Source organism: Endozoicomonas sp. OPT23 (assembly GCF_009653635.1).
GTDB lineage: Bacteria > Pseudomonadota > Gammaproteobacteria > Pseudomonadales > Endozoicomonadaceae > Endozoicomonas_A.
In genome coordinates this window covers 319,181-335,531 of record NZ_PPFD01000005.1, presented here as the reverse complement: position 1 = coordinate 335,531, position 16,351 = coordinate 319,181, and the positions used below count along the sequence as shown (strand labels likewise).

Annotated in this window: 18 protein-coding genes; 13 read left to right on the top strand and 5 right to left on the bottom strand. The window is 48.7% G+C overall.

Annotation, left to right across the window (positions count from 1 at the left end):
• Position 1 precedes the first annotated feature (1 nt).
• Both fliN and EOPP23_RS13135 read right to left on the bottom strand, forming a co-directional pair.
• The gene (gene fliN, locus EOPP23_RS13140) at positions 2-397 is read right to left on the bottom strand and encodes a flagellar motor switch protein FliN (RefSeq protein ID WP_153766445.1); all 396 of its coding nucleotides are present in this window, start codon (positions 395-397) and stop codon (positions 2-4) included.
• A gap of 95 nt (positions 398-492) precedes the next feature.
• Positions 493-1,461, bottom strand: coding sequence for a FliM/FliN family flagellar motor switch protein (locus tag EOPP23_RS13135; RefSeq protein ID WP_153766444.1), 969 nt, complete (start codon positions 1,459-1,461; stop codon positions 493-495).
• 707 nt (positions 1,462-2,168) lie between these two features.
• Between EOPP23_RS13135 and EOPP23_RS13130 the strand changes: the two genes are divergently transcribed.
• The 9 genes from EOPP23_RS13130 to EOPP23_RS13090 all read left to right on the top strand — a co-directional run bounded on the left by EOPP23_RS13130 (position 2,169) and on the right by EOPP23_RS13090 (position 11,410).
• Positions 2,169-2,879: an OmpA family protein gene (locus EOPP23_RS13130; RefSeq protein WP_194842599.1), complete on the top strand. Its 711-nt coding sequence runs from the start codon at positions 2,169-2,171 to the stop codon at positions 2,877-2,879.
• Positions 2,866-4,290 carry a sigma-54 dependent transcriptional regulator gene (locus tag EOPP23_RS13125; RefSeq protein WP_153766442.1) on the top strand — a complete coding sequence of 475 codons (1,425 nt, stop codon included), beginning with the start codon at positions 2,866-2,868 and terminating at the stop codon, positions 4,288-4,290. Before EOPP23_RS13130 ends, EOPP23_RS13125 begins: the two co-directional genes overlap by 14 nt.
• 84 nt (positions 4,291-4,374) lie before the next feature.
• The gene (gene fliE, locus EOPP23_RS13120; RefSeq protein ID WP_153766441.1) at positions 4,375-4,722 is read left to right on the top strand and encodes a flagellar hook-basal body complex protein FliE; all 348 of its coding nucleotides are present in this window, start codon (positions 4,375-4,377) and stop codon (positions 4,720-4,722) included.
• A gap of 14 nt (positions 4,723-4,736) precedes the next feature.
• Positions 4,737-6,401 carry a flagellar basal-body MS-ring/collar protein FliF gene (gene fliF / locus EOPP23_RS13115; protein WP_153766440.1) on the top strand — a complete coding sequence of 555 codons (1,665 nt, stop codon included), beginning with the start codon at positions 4,737-4,739 and terminating at the stop codon, positions 6,399-6,401.
• Positions 6,398-7,417, top strand: coding sequence for a FliG C-terminal domain-containing protein (locus EOPP23_RS13110; protein WP_153766439.1), 1,020 nt, complete (start codon positions 6,398-6,400; stop codon positions 7,415-7,417). The genes fliF and EOPP23_RS13110 overlap by 4 nt, the downstream gene beginning before the upstream one ends.
• Before the next feature lies 1 nt (position 7,418).
• Positions 7,419-8,516: a FliH/SctL family protein gene (locus EOPP23_RS13105; protein ID WP_153766438.1), complete on the top strand. Its 1,098-nt coding sequence runs from the start codon at positions 7,419-7,421 to the stop codon at positions 8,514-8,516.
• A gap of 107 nt (positions 8,517-8,623) precedes the next feature.
• Complete coding sequence (gene parM, locus EOPP23_RS13100; RefSeq protein WP_153766437.1) at positions 8,624-9,610, top strand: ParM/StbA family protein; 987 nt, start codon at positions 8,624-8,626, stop codon at positions 9,608-9,610.
• A gap of 9 nt (positions 9,611-9,619) precedes the next feature.
• Entirely contained in the window at positions 9,620-10,951 is a 1,332-nt protein-coding gene (fliI, locus tag EOPP23_RS13095) for a flagellar protein export ATPase FliI (protein ID WP_153766436.1), read from the top strand.
• Positions 10,952-10,975: 24 nt separating this feature from the next.
• Positions 10,976-11,410 carry a flagellar FliJ family protein gene (locus EOPP23_RS13090; protein ID WP_153766435.1) on the top strand — a complete coding sequence of 145 codons (435 nt, stop codon included), beginning with the start codon at positions 10,976-10,978 and terminating at the stop codon, positions 11,408-11,410.
• Between the two features lie 52 nt (positions 11,411-11,462).
• On the opposite strand, the gene flgN is transcribed toward EOPP23_RS13090, so the two are convergent.
• From flgN to flgA, 3 genes are all read right to left on the bottom strand, one after another.
• Positions 11,463-11,936 carry a flagellar export chaperone FlgN gene (gene flgN, locus EOPP23_RS13085; protein ID WP_153766434.1) on the bottom strand — a complete coding sequence of 158 codons (474 nt, stop codon included), beginning with the start codon at positions 11,934-11,936 and terminating at the stop codon, positions 11,463-11,465.
• A gap of 30 nt (positions 11,937-11,966) precedes the next feature.
• Complete coding sequence (gene flgM, locus EOPP23_RS13080) at positions 11,967-12,242, bottom strand: flagellar biosynthesis anti-sigma factor FlgM (RefSeq protein WP_153766433.1); 276 nt, start codon at positions 12,240-12,242, stop codon at positions 11,967-11,969.
• Between the two features lie 118 nt (positions 12,243-12,360).
• Positions 12,361-13,071 carry a flagellar basal body P-ring formation chaperone FlgA gene (gene flgA / locus EOPP23_RS13075; protein WP_153766432.1) on the bottom strand — a complete coding sequence of 237 codons (711 nt, stop codon included), beginning with the start codon at positions 13,069-13,071 and terminating at the stop codon, positions 12,361-12,363.
• Positions 13,072-13,324: 253 nt separating this feature from the next.
• On the opposite strand from flgA, the gene flgB reads away from it, so the two are divergent.
• The 4 genes from flgB to flgE all read left to right on the top strand — a co-directional run bounded on the left by flgB (position 13,325) and on the right by flgE (position 16,342).
• Positions 13,325-13,726: a flagellar basal body rod protein FlgB gene (gene flgB / locus EOPP23_RS13070; RefSeq protein ID WP_153766431.1), complete on the top strand. Its 402-nt coding sequence runs from the start codon at positions 13,325-13,327 to the stop codon at positions 13,724-13,726.
• Between the two features lie 78 nt (positions 13,727-13,804).
• On the top strand, positions 13,805-14,215 hold the full coding sequence (gene flgC / locus EOPP23_RS13065; protein ID WP_153766430.1) for a flagellar basal body rod protein FlgC: 411 nt from the start codon (positions 13,805-13,807) through the stop codon (positions 14,213-14,215).
• Positions 14,216-14,218: 3 nt separating this feature from the next.
• Entirely contained in the window at positions 14,219-15,103 is an 885-nt protein-coding gene (locus EOPP23_RS13060) for a flagellar hook assembly protein FlgD (protein ID WP_153766429.1), read from the top strand.
• A gap of 30 nt (positions 15,104-15,133) precedes the next feature.
• On the top strand, positions 15,134-16,342 hold the full coding sequence (gene flgE, locus EOPP23_RS13055; protein WP_153766428.1) for a flagellar hook protein FlgE: 1,209 nt from the start codon (positions 15,134-15,136) through the stop codon (positions 16,340-16,342).
• The last annotated feature ends 9 nt before the right edge of the window (positions 16,343-16,351 follow it).

The window sequence follows — 16,351 nt, the reverse complement described above, 5'->3', positions numbered from 1 at the left end:
CTTAAATCAGTTTGCCCGGCTGATTATTACCAGCAATCACATCAATAATACGAATGCCGTATTTGCCTTGAGACTCTACTACTTCGGCATGAGCAATCAGTGTGCCATTGACCTTTACATCGAGAGGCTCGCCGGCCTTTCTGTTCAGTTCGATAACAGAGCCTTTAGCGAGAGCCAGAACCTGTTCAACCGTTTGCTCTGTGCGGCCAACTTCCAGGGACAGCTCGACCGGAATATTCAGAATCATATCCAGGTCAGGGCTCTGGAGATTGCTGGCTGGAGAAGAGGTTTCCGGTCGCTGTAACAGCTCAGCTGTAGTTTCGGCGATATCGGTGGTTGCCTCGGCAACGGTCGTCTGTTCTAAAACCTGGCTGGAGTTCTCGGTGTTACTGCTCATCAAACATTCAAATTCATTAAGGTTGAAGGAGTGACTATTGTTGTATCTCCAATAAGGAAATCAGTCACATTATGTACATCAGGAATTATCTGCTGTCAGTCTCTGGCAGTTCTGCGTCGACGGCTACTTCTGCGGCTGCTGCGCTTCTCTGTCAAAGTATGTGCTTCCGAAGGGCGCTCCTTCTGGGCAAGTAGTTGGTGCTTGTCCTGTTCTTCACAGACCTGAAGCATCAACTGACTGTTATTGGTAACGACATCTGCCTTACAGAATGATTGACCACTGATGAATACCTCGGCAGTCAGTGGTTCTGAGAGAGGGAGAATATCGCCAGGTTTCAGATTAACGGCCTGAGACAGGGTGATTTTCTGGCAGCCCAGAATAGCAGTCAGTGGTAGAGAAACATCGGCCATGCGCTGTTTCAGTTTGGTTTGCATTTCCCAGCGGTCAAGGCTTTGCTCTGCCTTGGTAATATGGGCAAAAGCAGAAGCAGGAAACAGTAGTTGTATTTTTCCCGATGCGAATTCTGTAGTGAGAGTAAACTCCATGGAAACCACAAAGCCTACTTCAGACTGTGGATTACGATCTGCTTCAGCGTCTTCTGTGCGGGTGGTTAACCCCAGAGTCATAGGAGACGTGTTCAGTATTGATTCTTCAAAACAATCAAACAGCACTCTGGACATCTTTTGTAGAAAACGGCGCTCACCTGCAGTGACAACTTCCTTTTTGGGGATGTCATTCAGGTCTCCGCTGCCACCACAGAGATAATCAAGACAGACGGCAGTAACCTGCTTTTCAAGTGAAATAGAGGCAGTCGAGTGCGGGTCATCGTTAAGAATGACTCGATTTCTGTAAAAGTCCGGATCGCTTTTGCAGTTAAGAAGCAACTGCTTTATTTCAAGATGATGTTTAACTTTAATTTTTGTCTGTAACAGTTGCTCAAGTCCAGCCTGATATTTTTTAGCACACTGATCTGTAATTTTTTCCAGCAGTGTATTAAGGCTATGAATCTGGTTCCCTGCCAGAAAAAGATTAAAAGGATGTATGCTGTTTTTTTCTATGGTCACAGTGGCTGAATCGAAGTTATGAGTTAAGTTGAGTTTTAGTGCCGTCGTATAGTATTGAAAAAAACAAAAAGTACAAATGATATTAGTAAATATTGTGATCGAATTTTTAGGTTTAATAGAATTTTTATGAAAGAGTCTATTAAGATACTTCTCATATTAAATATTGATCTGCATCAATATGATTGCTTTTTGATCAGACTGGCTAATCATTGCTCTCAAATTATTCTTAGCTCTATTTTATTGAGTAAATTCTTTGATTATTTCATAAGTGATTGTAATAATTGATGTTAAATCGAATGTCTGAGTGTGCTTATTAGAGCGTTCTAATTTATTTTTTTATGTTGTAAGTGTGAGCTGGTTAGTTCGATGTAGTGGAAAACACTGATGCGAATGCGGGGGGAGGTATAGGTAGAATAAATAAAAGACAGTGGTCTTTTAGTGTTTTTCTTTAAGTAGTCAATTATTAGTAATGTCCCTTTGTTTGCACATCTTTCAGTCTGAGCAAGGAATTTGGCAAAAGGAAGATTATGCCTGCTCAAGTAATAGTATTGGTATTTTTAGTTACACTATCATTTTTAACATCTGTTAAAGCTAATGAATTTGAACTCGGACGCTGGCAAGTAGAGAGTGCTCCATTTGAGGTCTCTCTTGTTTTCAAAGCTAAAAAAGATAAGCGGATCAAGTTTTTTCAGAGGGCGGGAAGCCCATTGCAGTTCAGACTGTATTCTCCAGTTATTCTGGCTGATTCACACCAGGTTGAAATCTATTCGGTAGGCTCTCCATTACTTGAAAATAGTGAGAGAGAGCTGCTCAGTGCGAAAAAAAAATTGCCAGTGGGTGAGTCTGTTTACAAACAGCGTGTGATTTATAGCGATAAAAATGTCAAAAAAATTCTGGGTAGCCTTATCGAGGGAAAATGGCTGGAAGTTGATGTGCTGTCCAAGTCCAGGGTTGTTCAGACTTTGATCATTCCTGCCGTTGATTTCAAGCAAACTTCGATAGAGTTTAATTCGCTGAGAAATACTTTACCTCCTATTGGCTGGGGAACAGCTCAGTCAATCGATCTCAGGTTTGATGTAGGACAATCCGGCTTATCTGACAGCCACGAAAGGCTGCTTGATCATCTAATCCAGTTCCTGAATTACGACGAAACCGTGACATCTGTGACTATCGATGGGCACTCTGATGTTAATGGACAGAGGTTAAGTAATCTTACTTTGTCGGGTCAACGATCAAAGCAGGTGGAGGGTTACCTGCTGGCAAAGGGATTAAACCAAAAACTGCTGAAGGCTGTGCGACAGCATGGGCAGCGGTACCCTCTGGCAGGAATGCCTGACGATATGAATCGCAGGGTTGAGATTCGCTTGTCCAGAAGTGTATTACCGGCAAAGGAGACGTTAGGTGATGCTGTCAAATGATGTGGTGCTGGTCACTGACGATGCTTCTTTTACGACTGTTTTTCAGTCAGCACCGGGAGTAGAGTCTCATAATTTCCTTCAACTCAGTGCTGATGAGTTGCTTGGTGAATTGAATCGTTTAAGTACATCCCTCGTGATTCTTGATGCCAGTATGGCCAGTGCTGATGCATGTGAACTGATACCCGTTATCAGGCGTGCCATGCCGGAATGTGCCGTGTTAATGGTGGCTGATTGTGCTGACAGGGATCATGCAGTTCGAGCCATTTCAGAAGGCGCTGCGGACTATCTGGTCAGGCCCGTCAGTAGCGATGTGCTGGGCCGTAAAATCAGAGAGCTTGTTGTTGCTCCCGAGAAAGAGTTCCTTGTTGCAGCTGCGCCGGCAACACGTCATGCCGTTCAGTTGGCCAAGCGTGCAGCAGTAACAGATGCATCGATACTGATTACCGGTGAGTCCGGTACCGGCAAGGAAGTATTCAGCCGCTATATACACCAGACTTCTGCCCGAAAAAAACAGCCATTTGTCGCCGTCAATTGTGCGGCGATTCCGGAGGCTATGCTGGAATCGATACTGTTTGGGCATGAGAAAGGTGCTTTTACCGGGGCAACCAGTAGAAAGTCAGGGAAATTTGAGCAGGCGGATGGTGGCACCCTGTTTCTTGATGAGGTTGCCGAGATGCCGCTCGAACAACAGGCAAAGCTACTCCGTGTACTGCAGGAGCGTGAAGTAGAAAGGCTGGGTGGGCAGGAACCGGTCAAAATTAATGTACGAGTATTGTCGGCTACTAACAGGGATCTTCGGAAACAGGTGGAGCTGGGGTTGTTTCGCGAAGATCTCTATTACCGATTGAATGTTTTTCCTTTGCATCTGTCGCCATTGCGTGAACGTCGGGAAGATATTCTGCCTCTGGTGAAAAAAATGATCAGTGAATTGAGTCATGAGACCGGTCAGCCGCGAATAGAACTGAGTCCGGTCGCGGCGGAGTGTTTGCAACATTATTCCTGGCCTGGAAATGTCAGAGAGCTTGGCAATGTTGTACAGCGAGCCTGTGTTCTCAAGCGAAGCTGGGTGATTTTGCCTTCAGATCTCATGTTGCCTGATAGTAATGACTTCATGTCTGCAGAAAGCCAGCCTCATGTTGAAGAGGGAAAAGTGGTTGCTGTTCCTGAGGAATACTCGACTTTAGGTGCGGCTGAACAATCACAATTGAATCAGGCAAAGCTGCCCGGCCCGGCCCGGAAAAGAGAGGAGTGGAATCAGTTGTTTCGGGTATTAAGTCGAAACAATGGACATAGAAGCCGTACCGCAGAAGAGTTGGGTATGACGACTCGAATGCTCCGCTACAAGCTGGCTCAATTACGAGAAGCGGGCCTGAATGTTGATGATCTGATTGAAAGCAAGGCTTCCGCCTGACTTGAACCTGATTAAAGCAAAACAAATAAACTTCCACTGTCGTTACAGTGAGAAGCCACTCGATTTTATTAAAGCTGAAGAAATATGCTGGATTTAAATAATTTATCTGCTCCTTCTCTGAACCGACTGACTCTGCCGGGTGGCGAGATGGATGCTGTTCAGGCAATTCAGCCTAATGTGACCGGTCTGGTCAAAAATACCGATGCTGTGAACGGTGATTTTGCCAGTGTGATGAAAGGTGCGCTGGATCAGGTGAATGCCATGCAGATGGATGCAGACAAACAGCGAACAGAATTTGAGTTGGGTCTGTCTGATGATTTGATCGGCACCATGATTACCAGCCAAAAGGCTTCCCTGTCTTTTCAGGGGGTTATTCAGGTGAGAAACCGTGTGGTTTCAGCTTATGAAACTGTCTATAACATGCCGGTCTGAATAGGGAGTTTTGAGTGAAGGCTTCTGATCGGGCGGAATCATCGCCACTGCCCAGCCTGCTGAATACATTCAGACAGAAAGTGCGCAATCTCAACGAAGTATCGTTGACTGAGTTGGTTCAAAAAAACCTGACCGTAATCGTAATCGCTGGTGCCTTGCTGCTGACGATATTTACTACCATCTGGCTCTGGAGTACGGCTGATAGCCGGGATCTTAAACCACTCTACGGTCGTCAGGAACTCTATGACACCGCAGCGGTGATCGAAGCCCTGGGCACTAATGATATTCCGTATCAGCTGCACCCTGAAAGCGGCCAGGTTCTGGTATCAGAAAGTCGTCAGCGCGCTGCCAGAATGACATTGGCAACAGCAGGCATTACGGCAAAAATGCCGGAAGGTCTCGAGTTGCTCTCCGGCGAGAACCAGCTGGGGCGTAGCCAGTTTGTAGAAAAAGCCCAGTACCTTCGTGGTCTTGAGGGCGAGCTCTCCAAAACAGTCATGAGCCTGAGGCCGGTGCGCTCAGCCAGAGTTCATCTGGCAGTGCCCAAGCGTTCAGCCTTTATGCGGGATCAGGTTGCTCCGTCTGCTGCTGTTTATGTGGATCTGTATTCCGGCGTTGAGCTGGATACCGAGCAGGTGCAGGGCATCATCAATCTGGTTGCAGGCAGTCTGCCGCAGCTCAGTGCTGACAAAGTATCCATTCTCGATCAGAACAGTAACCCTCTTTACGGTATGGACCGTTCCGGTGAAAAAGAACTGGACCGCCAGCGTCGTTATATTCAACTGATTGAAAATGACTACCGTCAGAACATGGCTCGTCTGATCGAGCCGCTGGTGGGTGCTGGCAACCTGCGGGTGGTTGTTAATGCTGATGTGGACTTCAGTTTTCAGGAAAATACTGTAGAAGCGTTTGATCCTGAAGGCGCCGCACTGAGAAGTGAAACCATGAACGGTTCTGTACCCGATCAGCCATCAGGAGAGCAGGCTGACAATGGTTCCAAGGGTGGTACAGGTCTTTCCAGAGTTCGCAATTATGAGCTGGATCGATCTGTTTCTTACCGCCGTCAGGATGCCTATCGTCTTGAAAATATTAATATCGCTGTAATTCTTAATAGTCGTGTAGCTGGTCTCGACGGTGATGGGGCTGAAGCCATGTTGACCGCTATTCGCAGCCTTCTGGCCAATGCAGCCGGTATTGATGCTGCCAGAGGTGACCAGGTAGCCGTTCAGGCGCTTCCTTTTGTCGAAGTCGAAAAAGAAGACACGGGCAATATTATTGAAAAAGCCATGGGAACCAACCGCGACTACCTGCCGTATATTTATCTGGGATTCGGTGGTCTCGGTGTTCTGCTGGTTATTATCATTCTGATGATGATGGTTCGTCGCAGGAAAAAGAATAAGCAATTAAAGGTGGGTCAGCCCCTTGCCTTGCCGCAATCGGTAGCAGGGTCTGGAGCTGTTGTTGGTACGGCTGGAGAGGTTGCTGCATTGACCACTCCTGAAGGTGTTGCTACTGGTGCTCTGTCTTCTACTGCAATGGCTGCTTCTGCAGCAGGTACGCAGCAGATCATGGGCCAACCTCAGGGTGATCCAGTGAAATCAGTTCAGGATATGGCGGCCAGTCAGCCCGAGCAAGTTGCTAACGTTCTGGAAAACTGGATAAAGGAAGGTGAGGAATGAGTGCTGCAGTTCCGGTTGATCACCAGAATCCAGCGAGTCGCTCAGGTTTGGAGCGTGCTGCTATCGCTTTGCTGGGTCTGGGGGAAGAATTGGCAGCGTCGGTGCTGGAAAAAATGCCGGCGGAGCGAGTTAATGAGCTGGCAGAAATTTTGCCGACCATCAAAGGCGTAGTTGAGAGTGAGCTGGATGGCGTTATGTCCAGTTTGCTGGCTGAAACCAGTCGAGCGCCAATGTTTACCGATAAGTCGGGGATGAATCGCGCAGTGCAGAAAGTTTTGGGTGAAAAACGGGCCCGTGAACTTCTGCAGACGGCAGAAGGCGTGGAATACGCAGACTCTCTCGAAAAGCTGTTAATGCTGGATCCGAAAATAATTTCCCGGTTGGTAGGCAGTGAGCACCCGCAGCTGCAGGCGGTTACTCTGGCCTGCCTGGATCCGGTGCGCAGTGCTGAAGTTCTGGCTCTGATGTCTGAGTCCGTTCGGGCAGACGTTACACGACGTTTAGCGGCGCTTTCCACGGTTCCTTCCAGTTCTCTGGAAGCAGTTGCCGGTCTGATTGATGGTCTGACAGAACAGGAAGTCAGCAGCTATTCCATTAAAGGGGCTGAGCAGCTGGCTGAAGTGCTGAATCATATGGATCATGATGTTGGTGAGGCTCTGATCGAGAATTTGAAAACGGCGGATGAAGGTCTTGCCGAACAGGTTGCTGCGCTGCGCTTCACCTTTGAACATGTGATGGAGCTGGATATTGCGTCACTGCGTGTGCTTGTTGAATACGCGGATGACGATATTCTCGCCATGGCGATGCGCGGTTTGCCATTGGCACGTAAAGAGCAAATTTACGCATGCCTGGGTAAACGTGCTGCAGCAACCCTTAAAGATGAAGTTGAAACCGGTGAAGGCGTTCGTAAAAGTCGGGTTATGGCGGCGCGTGAACAGTTGACTGAAACGGCTCGTTTGCTGGCCGCTGAAGGTCAGATTGAACTGGGCGGTAGTTCAGACGAGATGGTTGAGTGATATGTCAATCGAGTCTGGCTCAAAATCAGCAGAAGCCGTTCTTGCCGAATCGGCTCGGACCCATCAGTTTCCTGATGCGTTAGCAAAAGACGCAGATTCTCCAGTCGTTGCTCCTGAAGGTTTGAAACCTCTGTTTGGCCTCTCGAAAGGGGTGACACTGAATACTGACAGCAGTGTCAGGGACGATGTTTATACCGTCTGGGGCAGTCGTCATCAACTCAAGCAGAAGCTGGTTGAAGAAATTGGCATGACGCCTGAAATGCTCGAGCAGCAACTGGAAGATATGTATCAGAAAGGGTTGCAGCAGGGTCAGCTGGAAGGGCACACTGAGCTGGAGCAGGAGTTGCGAACGGAAGCAAAAGCTCAGGGGCACGAAGAAGGCTTTCAGCAGGGTATTGAGGAAGGTCAGCAGCAAGGGCTTGAGCAGGGACAGCAGGATATCCGGAATCAACTTCAGGCTATCGAACAGTTGAAGCTGTCTATGGCTGACGGTGCCCGTTTGTTATCAGAGCGGCAGATGGTTGAAGTAGCCGAGTTGATTGAGCGGTTATTGATTGAGGTGGTTGCGGGTGAATTGAAGCTTGCACCTGAACATATTCTGGAGCTGGTACAAAATGCGGTGTCTCTCCTTAACTCTGATGATATTGGCCGAGTCAGGGTCTACGTTCATTCTTCTGATATGCACTGGCTGGAACCCTTGAGACAGGATCAGAAGATTCCTCTGTCGTTCCACTCCGATGATCAGTTAACACCGGGCGGCTGTCGTGTTGAGGCCGATCAGGGTGAAGTCTACGCTACTCTGGAAAGTCGTCTCACGGATTGTATTGAGCAATTTCGGGGCAGTCTTCTGGATAGGCCGGAACGTACAGAACCGTCTGATTTCAGTCCGCTTTATCAAATCGGAAACGAAATGCCTGCACCTGTTGAGCCTGACCATTCGTCTGCTGAAACTGATTCTTACGGCGATGCAGGTGCGGCTCATAAAAATTCGTCGGCGCCATCGAAAGAACCACCGGACGTCCAAACAGAATCATTCCAGTTTCAACCTTCAGCAGCCGCTGCGGAAGGTCTTGGAGCCTGGGGTGGGCTTGGGCAGTAACGGCCAGGACAGGTAATAACTGTCTTTTATTGAATTCAATAAGTTGTACTGAAACTGCCTGTGAATAATTAACGGCTGCAGTTTCAGGATGTATTCAGGAGAGAGAAATGACCGTATTGGTCGTGATTGATGAGGGTTCTGCCCAGGCCAAGGCTACCTACCGGGCTGAAAATGGTGCGGTGCTGACTCGTGTTGTGCCTTCCCGTATTGCTGAGCAGGCCAAGGTGGATATCAACGGCTATGCCGAATCTGCCTATTTTACCGAGGAAGGTGGTGAGTACACCGTCAATGGTGACTTTGACGATATTATTCGCACCAATATTCCATCCTATCAAACGTCCGAGGCGAATCGTGCCCTGGTGCACGAAACCCTGAGACAGAGTGGTTTTGCCGGTCGCAGTGTACGGGTCGCCGTAACTCTGCCAATGAATCAGTTTTTCTCGAAAGTGAAAGGCGACCCGATCAACCAGAAACTGATCTCCAGTAAGAAACGCAATATTCTCGGTGGTATCAAATCGGCAGCAGGTCATCAGCTGGCTGAGATCATCGACTGCAAGGTTTATCCGGAAGGTATTCCGGCGCTGTTCGATACCATTCGTGACGATTCAGGTGCTTTGAAACCCGGCTTTGATGAAGCCATGAAAATACTGGTGGTTGATATTGGTGGGACGACAACTGACGTCTCAGTAGTAACGCCCAATGGCACTATTGAAGCCTACGACAGTTTTCAGACCGGTGTGCTGACCATTGCGGAACGTTTTTCCGAGCTGGCGGCGCCTGAGTTTGGTATCAAGCGTATTCCCCGAGCCATGGCGGAAGAAGCACTGAAAACAGGCCGACTGAAAAATATCGAAGTCGGTAACCTGATTGAACGAGCCAGCCGTACTGTATTGAAAACCATTCTGCGCGAACTGGAAGCCATGGTTTCCTCGCCAACCCTGCTGGACAAGGTTCTGATTGTCGGTGGTGGTGCTTCCCTGATTGGTGAAGAACTTGCACTTGAACTGGGAGTTGATGCCCTGATTCCCGAGCAGCCTGATATGGCGATCTCAAGAGGCATCTATAAGCTCGAAACCATCAAGAATGTAGGTTGATGATCGCTTATGACAGGTGAAGGCGTATTGGACCTCAGTGAGCGGCTGAAGAAAGCAGAGAATAACTGTCGTGTTTCCGCTGGGCAGGTTTATGGTCGCCTTTACCGGGTAAACGGTCTCTGTCTTGAGGCCAGAGGCTGTGTGCTCAGCACCGGGCAGCGCTGTCTCATTGGTGATGATAATGGCGTAAAGCTGGAAGCAGAGGTGGTTGGCTTCGATGGCGGGCGATTGTTTCTGATGCCCCTTGAACCACCAACCAGTCTCCGGTCCGGTGACTGGGTCATGCCTATCCGTACTGGCAGTCGTATTCCTGTTGGTGACGAACTGCTCGGAAGGGTTATCGATGGCACTGGCAAACCACTGGATGGCCTTGGCGCTATCGACACCAAAGTGTCTACCCCGCTGGAAAGCGAAATAATTAACCCGCTGCGACGCCGGCCTATTTCGGAACCTCTGAATGTGGGGGTACGGGCTATCAACGCCATGCTAACTGTTGGTAAAGGGCAGCGATTAGGCTTGTTCGCAGGCAGTGGTGTGGGTAAGAGTGTTCTGCTGGGTATGATGACCCGCTATACCAGTGCTGAAGTCACTGTGGTGGGTCTTGTCGGTGAGCGTGGTCGTGAGGTGCGGGAGTTTATTGAACACAGTCTCGGTGAAGAAGGTCTTCGTCGTGCAGTGGTCGTAGCCGCTCCTGCTGACAGTTCGCCGGTTATGCGACTCAGGGCTTCAAGGCTTTGCCACAGAATTGCCGAATATTTTCGTGATCAGGGTAAGGATGTTTTGTTATTGATGGACTCCCTGACCCGTTTTGCCCAGGCGCAGCGAGAAATTGCGTTAGCGGTCGGTGAGCCACCGGCAACCAAAGGTTATCCGCCGTCAGTGTTCAGTATGCTGCCAGCATTGGTAGAAAGAGCCGGTAATGGTGAGAATCAGCAGGGCAGTATGACCGCTTTTTATACCGTGCTGTCAGAAGGTGATGATCAACAGGACCCCATTGCTGATGCTGCGCGTGCGATTCTGGACGGCCACTTTGTGTTGAGCCGTGAGCTGGCCGAGTCAGGTCATTATCCGGCTATCGACGTAGAACAATCCGTAAGCCGAGTGATGCCGCAGGTGGTGGATAAGCAGCATCTTGATAGGGCGTTGAAGTTCCGGAAAACGCTTTCCCTTTACAGTCGAAACAAAGAGCTTTTGACTCTGGGTGCCTATCGTCAGGGAACAGACCCGGAAATTGATCAGGCTTTCTCACTCTATCCATCCATGTCGAATATGCTCACTCAGGGTATGTTCGAAGCCTCTGATTTTGACGAGTCGGTACAGCAATTGCATAACCTCTGGTAGAGATTGATTTTCCAGGGACTGAGTGTGAAAAGAAAAAAACAGCTGAATCGATTGCTCATTATTCGTCAAATGACGTGTGATAAGGCGAAAGATGCTCTGGTGGCTGAGCAGAGTCGTCTTGTTCAGGAAGAACAACGATTAGAGCAGCTGGAAGAATACCGGCAGGGCTATGTCTGGAGTACCAATAAGCAGGCCAGTGGCCTGGCTCTGAACAGTGCCCAGATGATGGTGGAAAGGGTGGATCACGCGGTTCGCCATCAGCAGCATCAGGTGGCAGTGCAGGAGGTTCAGTGTCAATCCGTTCAGGAATCTTATCAGCAGGAAAAACGACAGGTTAAAACGGCCGAGCATCTGTTGGGTCGTCATCAGATTCTGTTAAATAAAAAGCTGCAGAAACAGGAGCAGAGTTTGCTGGATGAGTTTTCGGCCCGCATGAGCTATGGGTCAAATTCCCTTTGACCGGAAGCTTGCTTTTTGAAAAATAACGTTCAGGCGCTGGTTTGATAAAGGCTCAAGTGCTGGTTTGATAAAGAGCACTGTGCTCTTTTTTCTGATGGCCATCAGAAGAATAGGCAGGGTGAGTATTCTGGATATCCAGACGCTGAAGCAGGTTCTCGGTCATCTGTTGTTGTATGTTCAACAGTTGGCCATTGACCTGATTGACGGCTTTGCATTCGGCAACCAGCTCAACCAGCTCTTCCCAGGTTTCTGTTGCTTCAACCTGTCTGGATGCCGGGAGTTCGGAAAGATAAATATCCATTCCCTCCGGAGTATTTTCCAGTTCCAGATCTGCCAGCAGTTGCGATCGAACCTTGCGGTTGTCACGGGTTTCGGTGACCAGACTTACAATAATTTCGGCACTTTGTTCCAGCCCTTTGCTTTCCCGTCCGGATAGCTGTTCCTGCTGAACGTGCAGGGTTTCCAGTAACTCTTCATAGAGTTCCAGTTCATCCAGAAGGGTGTCTAAAATCGCTTGTTGGGGCATGAGAAAAACCTGAGGCTCGATCAAAAATGATCAGTCAAAAAGAGTCAGTTCAAAGTCGAGCATTTTCTGTGCCAGTCGGTCGTGATTGAGCTTGAAATCACCGTTTGCGATAGCAGTTTTGATTTCAGCTACTTTGGCTTCATCAACGTCGGGAACACGTTTGGTGTATTCCTCAGCCTTGGTCAGCACTTCAGATGTATCGCTAAGGCTGACAGTGCTGACAGGCAGCTCTTTGGTCTCGGTCTGCTTGCGCTCAGAGCTGAAGCGAATAGGGGTGCTGGAGCGGATATCGGAAATAGTTGTCATGGTTATTTGGCTCACAGGTTTCAGCGAGTAGTCAGGCGCCTATATTACACCAGATCAATTGGGGTGGCAGGGCTGGGTCGTACTTAAGGAAACGCCTCGGGGAGGAAATAATTAAATGTTACTGAACAGTAATAAATCCTTTTCCGGAAACAATTCCCCTGACAACTTTATTGCTGGACAGATTTCGAACGCGAATCTGCTTTCCCATAGTACCTTTTTCCATGGATCTTCCGGGCATGCTGATCTCCAGAGTGCTGGTTTTTACGATCAGAATAACTTCCTCCCCTCTTTGAATAATCTCTTCCGGTTTAAACATCGCAGGAGTAAGTGTTGTTCCCGCTTTGATCTGTCGCCTGGCTTGCCTGTCTCTCAGTTCATTCAGGGACGTGAGATAGCCTCGTCGAAGTTCACCTATATCTTTTTCCTGCCACTGTAACTGGCTGATGCCAGGCTTTGTTCCAGCAGAAAGAAGTGTCAGGCTGGTTAGTACCGGTTTGTATAACCGGATTGTGCCACTGGCAAACAACGCCCAACCATTTTCGGGGCAACTCAGTTTTAACCTCTGCCTGCCAGCCCTTGGTGCTGTGCTGATCTTAACGTCCGGTAGCTGCTTGCACGGCTGGAGGCTAATGCTTCCGGGTATTGAGATATCGTCTATGGAGTAGCGAGCGGCCTTGTGATCGTTTTTCAGTTTTCTGGCTTTTGTTATCAGTGCCTGTTCGGCTGCGAGCAGCAACTGCTGCTGAAGAGGTGACGAGCTGGCTTCGCAAACGCAGGAGCAGAGGGTTAACGCAAGGATAACCACTCGATTGTATAGGTCGTTGGTCATGTAAGTGGTAATACCGAGGAAGATACTTTCCGCATGAGTGGGGCTGAAATTGTTGTGTTTCCTAGGTTAATGATTCGCTGCTGATAGTCCAGTCGATTCTCGCTGCGAGGAAGTGGTTGAGTGAAAAACATCTGTCGATGGGCTCACAGTTTTCATAGCTGAGCCATCAGCTGAGTAAACTGGCATGCCGCTTGCTACAGCATAAGACTAATTATTAGCAAGTGAGATTCAGCAGTCGCTGAAAGGAACAGGAATGGCTATATCCATAGACGGTGCATTGGGTGTGTTGCCCGCTACGCTTCAGTTTCGGGCAAGTCGTGCGGAAGTTATCGCCGGTAATATTTCTAATATGGAAACGCCGGGCTATAAGGCTCGTGACCTCAACTTTAAGCAAGTGTTTGAGCAGCAGATAAACCAGAGCTCCGACACGGAAGCTGCAGCGGGTATGCGCAGCAACAAGCTGGTGCTTCCGGGTTCTGAAAGCATTGTCACTGCAGCGTATGAAAGAGACGCTGAAGGCAAGGCTGTGGACGGAAACAGTGTTGAACTGGGTTATGAGCAGGCCGCTTTCATGCGTAACCGAATGGCATTTGAAACCAGCTTTACCTTTTTGAATATGAAGTTGAAAGGGCTGGAACGAGCCATTAACGGCTAAGTCATTTTCTAGAGAAGATGGCTTTTTGAAAGCAGCTTTGTGAAAGCAGCCCCGAGTAAAAGGAAGTAACCAGCGTTTATGTCTCTAAATAGTATCTACAGCATTGCCGGCTCAAGCATGGCGGCTCAAACCACAAGACTGAATACCATTGCCGGCAATATGGCCAATGCCAAAAATGCCACTTCCGACCCGAAAGAAGTGTATCAGGCCAGAAAGCCGGTTTTTGCCGAGATGCTCTCATCCGCTTCATCAAGCCTCGGCAGTCCGGTGCAGGTCATCGGAATGTCTGTCAGCGAGAATCAGCCCGTTATGGCGCTGGAGCCGGGTAATCCGATGGCTGACGACAATGGTTATGTCTACTACCCCAACGTCAACATTATTGAAGAAATGTCGGAAATGATGATGGCGACCCGCAGTTATCAAACCAGTGTTGAGGTTATGTCCAATGCTCGCAGTATGCAGGAAAAGCTGCTGACACTGGGGCGTTGATTGATGTCACTAATCAGGATTCTGGCATTACTGCTGCCGCTGTTAACGGTATCCATAAGTGCTCACGCTGATCAGAAGCTGGACGCAGATGCTTTCATGCAGATGTTGATGACCCAGATGAAATATCAGGACCCCAGCAAGCCAATGGATCAGGCGGTCATGGTTCAGCAATTATCCAGTCTGACCATGATGCAGCAGAACGCAGAACTGGTAACGGTAATGAAAGGGCTGAGCACTCAGGTCTATCAGTCACAGGGGTTGTATGCGTCAGGGCTGGTGGGCAAGAAAGTGATGGTGGTGGCCAGCATCTTTAAAGTAGAAGACGGTCGCCATCCAACAGGCGATGTTCTGTTGACTGCCTCGACGGCTCAATTGGTCGTCAATGTTTATAAATCCGGTTTGGATCCTGCAAGAACGGACCCGCTGGCGGAACTCAAACTGGGTGCTCAGAAAAAGGGCCGCATCTCTTTCGAGCTGGCTGATCTGGAAAAGAACCTGGAAGACGGTGATTACCAGATGCGAGCCTATGCCATCAGTAATGGTAATCGTGTAGAGCAAAGTATTGCCCAGAGCAGCATTGTCAAAAGTGTCGTTGTACCTGGTCAAGCCAAAGATGTTCTGGTCGACCTGGTCGGTATTGGCCTGGTGCCCCTCTTTGCAGTGACTGAATTTCAGGGTGAGCCTGAGAAAGAACAGCAGGTCGCAGTGGCGGCTCTGACAGCGTCCGGACAGAACCGTTCGCTGCCCAATCTCAACAGAAAGGCAGCCAGTAATAACCGGAATGGTGAAACCTGGACGCAAAATCCTTTCTATAACAGCCGCACTATGAAGAAGCAGCTGGGGCGAAAGCCTGCAACCTTACGAGACAGCCTGTTTCGAACTCTTTAACTGATCAGACATTTCAGGGAATTTTATAATATGTCTATGAACACCAGTGTCAGTGGTCTGAAGGCCGCCAGTGAAAGCCTGAGTATCATCAGTAACAATATCGCAAACGCCAACACCGTTGGTTACAAGGCAATGGATGTGCAGTTTGCGGATGTCTACTCGGCAGCCTCCAGCGGTGGTGGTGTTGCTGTATCAGGAATAGAGACGAACTTTTCTCAGGGTAATACCGTCAGTACCACCAGTGCTACGGATCTGGCGATCAAGGGTAATGGTTTCTTCATAACTCGCAACAGCAACGGTCAGGATTTTTATACCCGTGCGGGTAATTTTAATGCTGATAAGGATGGCTTTCTCGTTAATCCACAAGGCTTCAAGGTCATGGGTTATGCCACTGACGACAATGGCAAAGTGATTGAAGGCCAGCTGGTTGAACTGAAAATAAATAATGCAGACATGAAGGCGAAGACGACCTCTACTGCCAAGCTGGTAGCCAATCTGGATGCCCGTTCTGAATTGATCGATCGAGCGACCAAAACATTCGATCGAACCAAAACCGACACTTATCACTCAACCACTACCACCACGGTTTATGACAGCCTCGGTAACGAAAAACAGATCTCTGCCTATTACACCAAGATCGGAGTGAATGCTGCGACGGGTGAGAGTACCTGGGAAGCTCGTTTTATGGACGGTGATAAAGCGATCAAGACAGATACGCTGACCTTTGATAACAACGGTAAAGTGAAGATTCCGGCCAGTGTTGCTCTTACTCATAATTTCGGTAACGGCTCTGCCGAGATGAAGCTGGATATCAATGTGTCTCAATTGACCCAGTTTGGTAATGACTTCTCTGTCAGTTCCAATAAGCAGAATGGTTATGCGGCGGGTAACTTCTATGGCATTTCGATCAGTGCCGACGGTGCCATTGTTGCTACCTACTCCAACGGTCAGAGCCAGAAACAGGGCTATGTACCAGTTGCGACCTTTGCCAATAATGACGGTCTGAAAGCAGCAGGAAATACAAGCTGGTCAGCGTCCGTTGAATCAGGGGATGCTCTGGTGGGTCTGCCAGGTGCCGGTAAGTCAGGCACATTGAAAGGTGGCGCTAGAGAAAATTCCAATGTTGATATGAGCATGGAACTGGTGGATATGATTGTTGCCCAGAGTGCCTATCAGGCTAACACCAAATCCATTTCGGCCTTTAAGGAAAACACCAGCATGCTGATCAGCACTCTTTAAGGAGCCATC